This window comes from Actinoplanes sp. NPDC051513 (assembly GCF_044454685.1).
Lineage (GTDB): Bacteria > Actinomycetota > Actinomycetes > Mycobacteriales > Micromonosporaceae > Actinoplanes.
This window is the reverse complement of record NZ_JBITDW010000034.1, coordinates 75,257-85,763: the sequence shown is the minus strand read 5'-3', so window position 1 is coordinate 85,763 and position 10,507 is coordinate 75,257. Positions and strand designations below refer to the sequence as shown.

The following is a 10,507-nucleotide window of genomic DNA, read 5'->3' as shown; positions in this document are numbered from 1 at the left end:
CCCCGTCCGCAGCAGCCCCGTCCGCAGCAGCCCCGTCCGCAGCAGCCCCGTCCGCAGCAGCCCCGTCCGCAGCAGCCCCGTCCGCAGCAGCCCCGTCCGCAGCAGCCCCGGCGGCGCTGGCCTCGGCGCGGTCGTCGGACGGGCGGGCGGTCACGGGGGCCGCGGCCGGGAGTGCGTGAACAATTCGTGTTCGGTGTGCTCACGGCGTACGCGATCGGGTTTTCGATGGTTTTGGGGTTTTGGCGCCCGTGGGCCGGGTTCATCCGAAGCGGGTGAAGCGGGCGAGTGGCGCAGACGGGAGGGTGGGTGGTGATGGACTGGCGGGACCGTGAAGGGATGAACCCATGGGACGACGTGACATCGAGCTGCGCGACGCCATGGCCGGCGCGTTGACCGCGGCCAAGGTCAGCGGTGGACAGTTCCGGCAACTCATGCCGATCTACGGCGATCGGCTCGGGCTGGCCTACCAGGTGATGCGCGGCCAGCAGATCCGGCGGATGGGGCGGGCCCTCGCGGTGACCGCCGTCGTCGCCGCGGTCGGCGGAGCGGTGGCCGCGGTGGTGGCCGAGCGGTTCATCGCCCACCGCAAGGGGGCGGAGGTCGGTGAGGAAGCGGCCACACCGGAGGAAGTGACGCAGTCGGAGGCCGCGTTCACGGGCTGACACCTGAAGTTTCGGCCGGTAGGGACAGCCTGGGGGGCTGTCCCTACCGGCCGTTCCCCTTTCGGGGGCGGCTCAGACCGGGCGCGGCTCAGACCGGGCGCGGCTCAGGTAGGGCGCGGCTCAGGCCGGGCGGTGTTCCATCCAGACCGTGTCGGGCCAGCCGGGTCGCTCGCCCGGGTCGCGGCGTACCTCGGTGAAGCCGCGACGGTCGTAGAAGCGGGCCGCGCGGTCGTTGCCGTCCACGTACTCCAGAAGAACCGGGCGGCCGGGCGCGCGCTCGAGCAGCGCCGAGATGAGGGCGGAGCCGGCGCCGGTGCCCTGGGACTCAGGGACCACGTACAGCTTCCAGATGATCGGGGTCTCGCCCCGCAGGTCGATGTTGCCGATGCCGAGCAGGCCCTGTTCGCCCGCGGCCACCAGCACGGTCGTGTCGCGAAGGCTTCGCTCGACGGCCTCGGCCGACCACCAGGTGGCGAGGCCGTCGCGCACGTACTCGTCGCCGGCGAAGCCGTAGGTCGCCGGCCAGGTGCGGTGGCCGATCTCGATGATGGCGTCGATGTCGCCGGGCACGGCGTCTCTGATCCTCACGGACCGATTCTGCCGCCCGGGCGCGGCCGGCCGCTGTCCCGTCGCGCCACGCGTGGTGATGTGTTGACTGCATATGTTGACTGTCAACAGTTGACTTGACGGTCAATGTTGATGCAGTCGACACATCACCGTCGACGTGTCCATTGGGTTGCGGTCAGGCGGGATACGGGTCGGGGCCGCCGCCGGTGGTGGCGTTGGGGTCGGTCTGCGGCGTGACGAAGGCGGCCAGGGCCGAATCCAGGGCCTGGACGATCTGATCGACCTGAGGGCTCAGCCGTCGCCAGTCGCGGCCGGTCGCCAAGGCCTGGTTCTCGGCGTCCACGGCCGTCACCAGGTCCTGGGTGATGACGCTGATCTGGCCGGCCGCGTCGCGGTGGTAGTCGTCGGTCGCCTGGCGGGCCAGCGCGGACCAGCGGGCGGACGTCTCGGTCAGGTCGGCCCGCACCGGCGGCCACGCCAGGGCCCGGTCGGAGGCGTCGCGCGTGCTCAGCACCATGGGGAGGCGGGTGGCGATCAGGCCGCGGCCGTTGGCGGCCAGGGCCGCGGCCTCGGTGGCCCAGGCGGCTGCGCGGCGGGAACGGTTCACCAGCAGCGCGGCCACGCCGATGGCGAGGGCGATCAGGAGCAGGATCAACAGCCAGCCCAGGGTGCTGATGCCGCCCGTCGTTGTCGTGGCGGCCACCTCGGACGGGGTCGCGGCCGGTGTGGTGGTGGCCGGCGCCGCCGCCTCGGTCGTGGGTTTGGTGGTGGTCTCCTGCGTGGCGGGTGGTGGCGTGGTCGTGGGCTTCGTCGCGGGCGGGTTCGTGGTGCGGGTGGGCTCGGTGGTGCGGGTGGGCTCGGCCGGAGCGTCGGTGGTGCGGGTGGGCTCGGCCGGCTTGGTCGTGGTGCGGGTGGGCTCGGCGGGGGTGGTCGTGGGCTCGTCCGCCGTGCGGGTGGGCTCGGCCGCGTCGCGGCTGACGGTGCGTTCGAGCGAGGGCAACGTCGACGGCAGTGCGGTGCCGTCCCCGCCGGTTTCGCAGGCCGCGATGCCGGTCAGCGCGGCCGCAACGGCGAGCGCCGCCACCAACGGGCGGGCGTGCGCGAACAGTCTCATCCTGAGTCCCCTTCGTGCTCGGCGCCGGCACGGCGCGAGACGCGCACGGGACACCCACCGCCGGGTGCCAGTCGCGCTAGCCGAAGTCTCTGCGGCGCGCGCCGGGGAGACATCACTCCCGGCGGATGAAGGGGCGGGCGGGCTGCGTGTCGACCGGCGCACGGTCCCGGCGGGTGAAGGGGCGGGCGTCAGGGCCGCGTGTGGACCCGCGCGGGATCCGGGCGGGTGAAGGATAGGCGGCCTCAGGGCAGCGTGCGGACCGCCGCGAGGATCTCGGCGGGGGTGGGGTGCGGGGCGCCGTCGGCGCGGATGTCGGCGTAGCGGATCACGCCGGCGCGGCCGCTCGCGGCTACCAGCCTGCGAGCCAGGCGCGGACGATGTCGACGAAGGAGGCGGTGGCGGAGGCTTCCAGCAGCAGGCAGGCGGCCCCGACGGCGGCGAGCAGGGCCAGCTGCCAGCGGGCCGACGCCGGGGGCGGGCTGTGCAGCGCGCGGACCCGGCGGACGATCACGCCGCCGTGCATGCCCAGGGCGGGCGCGGTGGTGGGGTGGCCGGCGGTGGCCAGGGCCGCGCGGGCGACGGCCCGGGCGACCAGGTCGCGGTCGCCCACGCCGGTGGCGGCCTCCTCGTCGGCCCAGCGTTCCACCAGGTAGGTCACCGCTTCGCGGGCGGGGCGCAGCAGCGGGTTCACCGCGGCGGCGGCGCTGGTCAGCAACACGGCCATATGGTGGCGATGCGCCAGGTGGGCTCGCTCGTGGGCGAGCACGGCGCGGCGCTCCTCGGCGTCGAGGACGCGGAGCATGCCGGTGGTCAGCAGGATCTCGCCGGGGCGGCCCGGGCGACCGGGGACGGCCACGGCCAGGGGCTCGGCCCAGTCGGCCACGATCACGTCGCCGGCGGCCGGGCCCGCGTTGCGCAGGCGGCGAGCCGCGGTGTGGCGGAAGGAGAGGTCACGCTCCAGGCGGATCAGGGCGATCACCAGCAGGACCAGGGCGGTCACGGCGATCCAGTCGGGGACCGGCTCGGGCAGGCGCATGCCGGCCCTGGTGTTCACGGCGATCATCGACGGGAGGTCGTCGAAGAGGGTGAGGAACAGCAGCAGCAGCGACCAGATCGTCGCCGCCGCCGAGAGCGCCGCGGCGGCCACCAGGCCGGGTACGGCGGCCCGGGGGCGGGCGTGGTCGACGGCGTAGCGGGCGGCGAAGGCGACCAGCAGCGGCAGTATCAGGGGCAGGTAGACGGCCAGGGTCATGACTCACGCTCCGCGAGGAGGGCACGCAGGGTCTCGGCGTCGTCCTCGCCGAGGCCGGCCGCGAACTGCTGCAGCACGGCCCGGCGGTCGGGGCGTTCGTCGAGGGCGGCCCGCATGCGGGTCGCGGTCAGGGTGGCGGCGTCCTGCGCCGGCCAGTAGGCGTGGCCGCGGCCGCGGTCGGCGGGGCCGCGGCGGACCAGGTCTTTGTCGAGCAGGCGGATGAGGATGGTCTGAATCGTGTTGTACGCCAGGTTGCCGCCCAGCGCCTGCTGCACCCCGGCCGGGGTGAGCGGCTCGCCGGCGGCCCAGAGCGCGGTCATCACCTCGGACTCGAGCTCGCCGCGGGCCCGCCGGCGCCCGGCCTCGTCGTCGGCCATCCCACCACTCCTTCACGACGCGTCGGAAGCACGCGTTAGAAGGAGGCTATCGTCCCGGGCCGGGCGACGTCCGGGTCCCGATCCCGACATGCGGTAAGCACCACCGTTGCGGGGCATCCCGCCCACTACCGTCGCCTGATGCACCGGAACGTCATCATCTCCCCGCCCCGCTCCTGAGCGGGACGGCCTTCCCGCGCGCCGGTCACCCCGGCGCGCGATGACGCGTATCCGGCTGTCCCGCTTCCGCGACCCCAGACCTTCGTCGCCGAAGCAGGAGCTCCAGCATCATCATGACTGACACGCAAATATCCGAAATATCATCTTCGGTCCGCCCTCGAACCGGCGAGCGGAACGGCCTCCGGCTACTCGTCCTCGCCGGCATCCTCTGGGGCACGGGCGGCCTCACCGGCAGCCTCCTCGCCCGCAGCACCGGCCTGACCTCCGCGGCCGTCGCCGCCTGCCGCCTCGGCGTGGGCGGTCTCCTGCTTGTCCTGTTCGTCCTGGTCAGCGGGCGCGCGATGCCGAAGGGCCGGGCGGCCTGGACCAGAATCGTCACGCTGGGCCTGCTGGCCGCCGAGTTCCAGGCCAGCTATTTCGCCGCCGTCGAGCGCGTCTCGGTCAGCCTGGCCACGCTGCTCACCATCGGCGCGTCCCCGGTCCTGGTCCTCATCGCCGAGGGCGTGCTGGGCCGCCGCCGGACCGGCCCGCGCGCGCTGGCGACCGTCCTGCTCGCGATCACCGGTCTGACGCTGCTCATCGGCGTGCCGAATGGGGAGCGGGACCTGACCACGCTGCTGTCCGGCGCCGGGTTTGCGCTGCTCGCCGCGGGCGGATTCGCGACCATGACCCTGGTCGGCAGCCGGCCCGTGAAGGACCTCGACGATCTCGCCGGGACGGGCCTGGCCTTCACCCTCGGCGCCGTCGTGCTCGCTCCGCTCGCGATCGCCGGAGGCGGCCAGAGCATCACGGCGACGTGGTCCGGCCTGGGACTTCTGGTCCTGCTGGGCGTCGGGCCGACGGCGATCGCGTACGCGGCGTACTTCCGTGGCCTGCGTACGTCCGCGGCCGGCACCGCCGCGCTCATGGCGCTGCTGGAGCCGCTGGTGGGGACCGCTCTGTCGGTGCTGATCCTCGGCGACCGGCTCGGCATGGCGGGAACGGCGGGAGCGGCGCTGCTCGTGCTCGCCCTCGTGGTGGAGGCTAAGCGCGCCTGACGTGGAACTGGTCGACGATCTCCTGGAGCTCGCGCGACATGAGCTCCAGGTTCTCGGCCGTCTCCTGGGCCTCGACCACACCGTCGGCCGTCACCTGCGCGGAGGTCGCCACCCCCGAGACGCCCTCGGCGATCTCCTCGGAGCCGGTCGCCGCCTCGACGATGTTGCGGCCCATCTCGGCGGTCGTCGCGGTCTGCTGTTCCACGGCCGCGGCGATCGTCGTCGAGTGCTCGTTGACCTGGCCGATGATGCTGGTGATCCGGTCGATCGCGGAGATCGCCGCGGTCGTGTCCTGCTGGATGGCCTGCACCCGGGCGCCGATGTCCTCGGTCGCCTTGGCCGTCTCCTGGGCCAGGTCCTTCACCTCGGAGGCGACCACCGCGAAGCCCTTGCCCGCCTCGCCCGCCCGCGCCGCTTCGATCGTCGCGTTGAGGGCGAGCAGGTTGGTCTGCTCGGCGATCGAGGTGATCAGCTTGACCACCTCGCCGATCTCGACGCTGGAGCGGCTCAGCTGGCCGATGGTCTCGCCGGCCTCGCGGGCGCTGTCGACGCCGCTGGCCGCGACCGCGGCCGCCAGCGCCGCGCTGCCCGAGATCTCGCGGATGGCCGCGTTCATCTCCTCGGTGCCGGACGCGACCGTCTGCACGCTGCGCGACACCTCCTCGGCCGCCGACGCGACCCGGTCCGACTGCCCGGATGCGTCGTTCGCGGCCGCGGAGATCCGCCCCGAGGCCACGGTCAGCTCGTGGGAGGCGCCGGCGAGCGTACGGCTGTGCTCGCTGATCTTCCCGAACGCCGACAGCAGCACCTCGAGCGTGCTGTTGACCGCCCGCCCCATCGTGCCCAGCTCGTCGCGTCCCTCGGCCGGCGCCTCGACGGTGAGGTCCTTGGCGGCGACCGCGCGCAGCGTCGCCATGGTCTTGCCGAGCGGCAGCGTGATGCTGCGCGTCACGAGCACGGCCAGGCCCGCGGCGAGGCAGAGGCTGAGCGCGCCCGCGATGAGCATCAGCGTGCGCGAGGTGTTGGCGGTCGACTCGGCGTCGGCCTCCGCCGCCGCGGCCTGGGCGTTGGTGAGGCCGACCAGGTCGTCGATGGCCGTGAAGATCTTGCCCATGTACTCGAGGGCGACGCCGGAGACCAGGCCGCCGGCCTTGGCGTAGCCGGCCGCGGTGCCCGAGCGGAAGGCCGTGATGACCTCCTCGTCGGTCGCCATGAAGTCGTCGAACGCCGACGACGCGGTGGCCACGGCGTCTTTCGCGGCGGCGGTGAGGTTCCTGCCCTCCAGCACCACGATGTCCTGTTTGAAGGCCGCCGTAGAGGCGAGGAAGCTCTTGCGCTGCCCGACGGTGTCCGCGTCGGCGTCCTTGACCCCGCGCTGGATGTCGAACGCGTAGCCGCTCTGCCAGCCGTTGAAGTCGGCCGTGCGGAACTTCGCGGTGAGCGCGTCGTGCTGCAGTTGGGCCGCGGCCGCCAGCTCGGCGGTCGCGGCCTTGGCCGCCCGCTGGCCCCAGAGGCCGACCGCCACCGCGGCCATCAGGCACAGGCAGACGCCGGTGAACGCCGCGGCCAGCCGCACCCCGATCTTGACGTTGCCGAACAGCCGCATGCGGGACCTCCCGACCGTGGATCAGACATGGAAGCGGGCGACGACCCCGCGCAGTTCGTCGGCGACCTGGGAAAGCTCGGTCACCGACTGGTCGGCCTCGTTGAGCGCGCCGGTCTGCGCCTGCACGGCCTGCGCCACCGAGTTGATGTTGCCGGCGATGTTGGAGCTGCCCTGCGCCGCGTCGGCGACGCTGCGGCTCATCTCGCCGGTGGTGGCCGTCTGCTCCTCGACCGCCGAGGCGATGGTGACCTGGTAGTCGTTGATCTCCGAGATGATCCGGGAGATCTCGGCGATGGCCTCGACCGCGCTGGTGGTGTCGGCCTGGATCGCCTCGACCCGCCGGGAGATGTCCTCGGTGGCCTTGGCGGTCTCCTGGGCGAGGTCCTTGACCTCGGTGGCGACCACGGCGAAGCCCTTGCCGGCCTCGCCGGCGCGGGCCGCCTCGATGGTGGCGTTGAGGGCGAGCAGGTTGGTCTGCGCGGCGATCTGGGTGATCACCTTGACGACGTTGCCGATCTCCTCGGACGAGGTGCCGAGCTTGGCGACCGTGTCGTTGGTGGACTGGGCGACGCCGACGGCGCTCGCGGCGACCTGGGCGGCGTTGTTGGCGTTCTCGGCGATCTCGCGGATCGACGCGCCCATCTGGTCGGAGCCGGCCGCGACCGACTGCACGCTGGAGGAGACGTCGCCGGCGCCATTGGCGACCACCCCGGCCTGCTCGGCGGCCTCCCGCGCGCCTTCGGCGAGCCGGGCGCTGATGTTGGTCAGCCGCTGGGTGCCCTCGCCGAGGGTCTCGGCGCCGTGCGTCAGCGCGGACACCGTGGTGCGCAGGCCCTCGCGGGCCCGGTTGACCGCGGCGGCCATGGCGCCGAGCTCGTCGCGGGAACGGACCTCGGCGGCGACGGTGAGGTCGCCCTCGGCGACCGCGTCGAGCGCGGCGGCGACGGTGGTGAGCTGCCGGCGGATCAGCCGGATGACCACCAGGCAGATGAACGCCGCGAGGACGAACCCGACGACCAGCGCGATCACGGTGACGGTCCGGGCCCGGTTGTAGGACGCGGTGGCGGAGGTCGCCATCGCGTCGGACTCCTTGTCCTCGACCTGCTGCATGGTGACCACGGCCTCGGCCATCGCGGTCTCGACCTTGTTGAACTCGGGGCCGATCTGGTCGGGGGCCGGCATGGTGTAGCCGGTGGCGAGCGGCTCGCCGTAGAGAACGGTGTCGCGCAGCGCCCGGTAGTGCTGGACGGCCTCGGTGAACTTCGCGAGGGCGGCGTGCCGCTCGGCCGACCCGGCGGTGATCGTCGAGTAGCGGGCGAGGGCGGCGTCCATGGCGTCGTCGGCCTTCGCCATGGAGTCCCGGCCGCTGGCGATCGTGGCTTTGTCGCCGCCGGCGAGCTGGGTGAGCATCATGCCGCGGAACATGGCGGCCAGCTCGCCGCGGACGTTGGCCACCTCCTGGAGGCTGTCGACGTGCTGCGTCTTCATCTCGTTGAGGTCGGAGTTGAGGGCCGACATCCGGTTGATCGAGAGCACGGCCACGCACAGCGCCACGACCGCGACGCAGGCCGCCGCGATGACCGTCTTGAGCGTCAGGCTGCGGTCGCCGAGCAGCGCCTCGAAGACGTTGCGTTGCACGGTTATCGGCGAGGAGGCCCCCTCGATCTGTCTGGGCATGTCGTCCCCCGATGCACAAGTCACCCGAATGCGACTCACTTTAGAATCCGAATCGCGTACGAGGGAAGAATACGACAAATCCCCTTTTAAGCCTGCGGTGTTGCGTACCATCCGCGCGGGATGAAGCCCGGGGCGCGGCGATCGGAAACGCTGGCCCGCATGACTATGACCCAGGAATTCGACGACGCCATGCGCGAGCTCGCGCAGGGCGGTGGACCGGTGCTCGAGGCGCTCGCCAAGCAGTCCGAGGGCGCCCTTCAGCACACCGGCATCGACCCGCAGACGGCGCTGCTGGTGCGCATGTCGGCGCTGGTCGCGATGGACGCGGCCCCCGCGTCCTACCTCATCCACCTCGGCATCGCCGACCGCGGCGGGGTGAAGGCCGAGACGATCGAGGCCATGCTCGTCGAGCTCGCGCCGCTGGTCGGCAGCGCGCGGATCGTCTCGGCCGCCGGAAAGATCAATCAGGCTCTGCGGGAGCTGTCGGCTCCGTGATCCGTCCGTCGGGGCCGCTGTCGACCGCCGGCAGCGGCCCGCCGGAGAGCAGCGGGGTGATCCACTTGGTGGACGGGTCGATGTCCACCAGCAGGCCCTTCGCGAGCAGGCTCAGCGGGATCGCGAGCAGCGCGCCTATGGGGCCCAGCACCCACGCCCAGAAGATCAGCGACAGGAACGACATCGTGGCCGAGAGCCCGACCGCGTTGCCGACGACCTTCGGCTGGATCACCGACTGGATGACGAAGTTGATCGCGCAGTACACCACGATGACCCAGATCATCTTCTCGACGCCGCCCTGCAGCAGCCCGAGCAGCGCGGGCGGGATCACGCCGATGATGAAGCCGATGTTCGGGATGTAGTTCGTGATGAACGACAGCAGTCCCCACAGGAACGGCAGCGGGATGTCCAGGGCCCACAGCGCGAGGGTGTCGATCACCCCGACGATCAACCCGAACACCGTGGTCACCCACAGGTAGCGGCGGGTGCCCTGGGCGAATTCGCGCAGGGCGCCGGCCACCTGCGGCCGCTGCACGCCGCTGGCCGCCAGCCGGGCCGGGAAGTCGACAGCGTCGATGCACATGAACAGCAGTACGGCGAACAGGAAGACCGTGTCGGACAGCGCTCCGGCGAGTCCGCCGAAGAGCCACTCGAGGACGCCGACGATCTGGCCGGGCGTCGTCGCCTTCTCGACCGCCGCGACGACCTGGGTCTGGTCGATGCCCAGTCCCGCGAGGGTGCTGACCAGGTTGTCGCGCAGGTCGTTGAACTGCTGCTGGTACTGCGGCAGCAGGTCGACCAGCCGCGCCAGCGACAGGGCCATGGCACCGCCGAGAGCGATCAGCAACACGTAGACGGCGATCACGTTGGCGACCATGGCGAGCCACAGCGGCACGCCCTTGCTCCGCATCCAGATCGCGATCGGGCTGATCGTCACGGTCAGCATCAGCGCCAGGAAGACCGGGCCGATCAGGTCGGCGGTGATGCGCATCCCGCCGACCACCACCACGAGACAGGCGGTGCCGAGCAGCACGAGGACGCCGCGCGGTAGGCCGGCGCCCGGAATGGCGTGCGCCGACCTCACCCGCGGCGGCCGCTCAGTACTGGACCTCACGGCCGTGCACCGCGAGCGCGTAGATCGCGAGCACGTCGAGGGCGATGATGATGGTCGCCCAGATCGGGTACGCGGGCAGGAACGCGATGTTCGCCAGGGCGCTGAGCACCGCGATGATGATGCCGGTGACCCGGGCCCAGGTCTGCCCGAGCAGGACGCCGATACCGGTGCCCACCGCGATCAGACCGAGAATCAGGTGCACCCAGCCCCACGTGGTGAAGTCCACGTTGAGCAGGAGCCCGTTACGCGTGACCAGGTAGTACTCGTCCTTGAAGATGGCGACGAGCCCTTCGATCGCCTGGAATCCGCCCAGCATCATCAGCATGACGCCGGCGAAGACGACGTACCCGACCCAGCCCGTCGCCTGGGGACGGCGCGGGGCATAGGTGGAATCGGAGGCCGACGGCCTTTGCTGTGTCTCGGACATGC

At 72.1% G+C, this 10,507-nt stretch carries 11 protein-coding genes; 3 read left to right on the top strand and 8 right to left on the bottom strand.

The window, feature by feature from the left end:
• Positions 1-344: 344 nt before the first annotated feature.
• Positions 345-662 carry a hypothetical protein gene (locus tag ACIA5D_RS47500; protein WP_396037309.1) on the top strand — a complete coding sequence of 106 codons (318 nt, stop codon included), beginning with the start codon at positions 345-347 and terminating at the stop codon, positions 660-662.
• Between the two features lie 120 nt (positions 663-782).
• Here the strand turns inward: ACIA5D_RS47500 and ACIA5D_RS47495 are convergent, their stop codons facing one another.
• From ACIA5D_RS47495 to ACIA5D_RS47480, 4 genes are all read right to left on the bottom strand, one after another.
• On the bottom strand, positions 783-1,250 hold the full coding sequence (locus tag ACIA5D_RS47495; protein ID WP_396037308.1) for a GNAT family N-acetyltransferase: 468 nt from the start codon (positions 1,248-1,250) through the stop codon (positions 783-785).
• Positions 1,251-1,404: 154 nt separating this feature from the next.
• Positions 1,405-2,343 (bottom strand): hypothetical protein, encoded by a 939-nt coding sequence (locus ACIA5D_RS47490; protein WP_396037307.1) that lies wholly within the window; start codon positions 2,341-2,343, stop codon positions 1,405-1,407.
• Positions 2,344-2,692: 349 nt separating this feature from the next.
• Positions 2,693-3,595, bottom strand: coding sequence for a M56 family metallopeptidase (locus ACIA5D_RS47485; RefSeq protein WP_396037306.1), 903 nt, complete (start codon positions 3,593-3,595; stop codon positions 2,693-2,695).
• Entirely contained in the window at positions 3,592-3,972 is a 381-nt protein-coding gene (locus ACIA5D_RS47480) for a BlaI/MecI/CopY family transcriptional regulator (protein WP_396037305.1), read from the bottom strand. Before ACIA5D_RS47480 ends, ACIA5D_RS47485 begins: the two co-directional genes overlap by 4 nt.
• Positions 3,973-4,262: 290 nt before the next feature.
• Here ACIA5D_RS47480 and ACIA5D_RS47475 point away from each other — a divergent pair, with 290 nt between their 5' ends.
• Positions 4,263-5,186, top strand: a complete 924-nt coding sequence (locus ACIA5D_RS47475; protein ID WP_396037304.1) for a DMT family transporter — start codon at positions 4,263-4,265, stop codon at positions 5,184-5,186.
• On the opposite strand, the gene ACIA5D_RS47470 is transcribed toward ACIA5D_RS47475, so the two are convergent.
• Both ACIA5D_RS47470 and ACIA5D_RS47465 read right to left on the bottom strand, forming a co-directional pair.
• A complete protein-coding gene (locus ACIA5D_RS47470) occupies positions 5,173-6,792 on the bottom strand; it encodes a methyl-accepting chemotaxis protein (protein ID WP_396037303.1) in 1,620 nt (539 codons plus the stop codon). The genes ACIA5D_RS47475 and ACIA5D_RS47470 overlap by 14 nt on opposite strands.
• A 21-nt stretch (positions 6,793-6,813) precedes the next feature.
• Positions 6,814-8,469, bottom strand: a complete 1,656-nt coding sequence (locus tag ACIA5D_RS47465) for a methyl-accepting chemotaxis protein (protein WP_396037302.1) — start codon at positions 8,467-8,469, stop codon at positions 6,814-6,816.
• Positions 8,470-8,628: 159 nt separating this feature from the next.
• Between ACIA5D_RS47465 and ACIA5D_RS47460 the strand changes: the two genes are divergently transcribed.
• On the top strand, positions 8,629-8,964 hold the full coding sequence (locus ACIA5D_RS47460) for a carboxymuconolactone decarboxylase family protein (protein WP_396037301.1): 336 nt from the start codon (positions 8,629-8,631) through the stop codon (positions 8,962-8,964).
• Here the strand turns inward: ACIA5D_RS47460 and ACIA5D_RS47455 are convergent.
• Both ACIA5D_RS47455 and ACIA5D_RS47450 read right to left on the bottom strand, forming a co-directional pair.
• Positions 8,930-10,078 carry an AI-2E family transporter gene (locus ACIA5D_RS47455; RefSeq protein ID WP_396037300.1) on the bottom strand — a complete coding sequence of 383 codons (1,149 nt, stop codon included), beginning with the start codon at positions 10,076-10,078 and terminating at the stop codon, positions 8,930-8,932. The genes ACIA5D_RS47460 and ACIA5D_RS47455 overlap by 35 nt on opposite strands.
• Entirely contained in the window at positions 10,062-10,505 is a 444-nt protein-coding gene (locus tag ACIA5D_RS47450) for a hypothetical protein (protein ID WP_396037299.1), read from the bottom strand. The genes ACIA5D_RS47455 and ACIA5D_RS47450 overlap by 17 nt, the downstream gene beginning before the upstream one ends.
• Positions 10,506-10,507 lie beyond the last annotated feature (2 nt).

Excerpts from the sequence above, each read along its gene's own strand:
- ACIA5D_RS47475 (WP_396037304.1), top strand. The coding sequence starts at position 4,263 with ATGACTGACACGCAAATATCCGAAATATCATCTTCGGTCCGCCCTCGA.
- ACIA5D_RS47450 (WP_396037299.1), bottom strand. The coding sequence starts at position 10,505 with ATGTCCGAGACACAGCAAAGGCCGTCGGCCTCCGATTCCACCTATGCC.
- ACIA5D_RS47490 (WP_396037307.1), bottom strand. The coding sequence starts at position 2,343 with ATGAGACTGTTCGCGCACGCCCGCCCGTTGGTGGCGGCGCTCGCCGTT.
- ACIA5D_RS47480 (WP_396037305.1), bottom strand. The coding sequence starts at position 3,972 with ATGGCCGACGACGAGGCCGGGCGCCGGCGGGCCCGCGGCGAGCTCGAG.
- ACIA5D_RS47470 (WP_396037303.1), bottom strand. The coding sequence starts at position 6,792 with ATGCGGCTGTTCGGCAACGTCAAGATCGGGGTGCGGCTGGCCGCGGCG.
- ACIA5D_RS47465 (WP_396037302.1), bottom strand. The coding sequence starts at position 8,469 with ATGCCCAGACAGATCGAGGGGGCCTCCTCGCCGATAACCGTGCAACGC.
- ACIA5D_RS47485 (WP_396037306.1), bottom strand. The coding sequence starts at position 3,595 with ATGACCCTGGCCGTCTACCTGCCCCTGATACTGCCGCTGCTGGTCGCC.
- ACIA5D_RS47460 (WP_396037301.1), top strand. The coding sequence starts at position 8,629 with ATGACTATGACCCAGGAATTCGACGACGCCATGCGCGAGCTCGCGCAG.
- ACIA5D_RS47500 (WP_396037309.1), top strand. The coding sequence starts at position 345 with ATGGGACGACGTGACATCGAGCTGCGCGACGCCATGGCCGGCGCGTTG.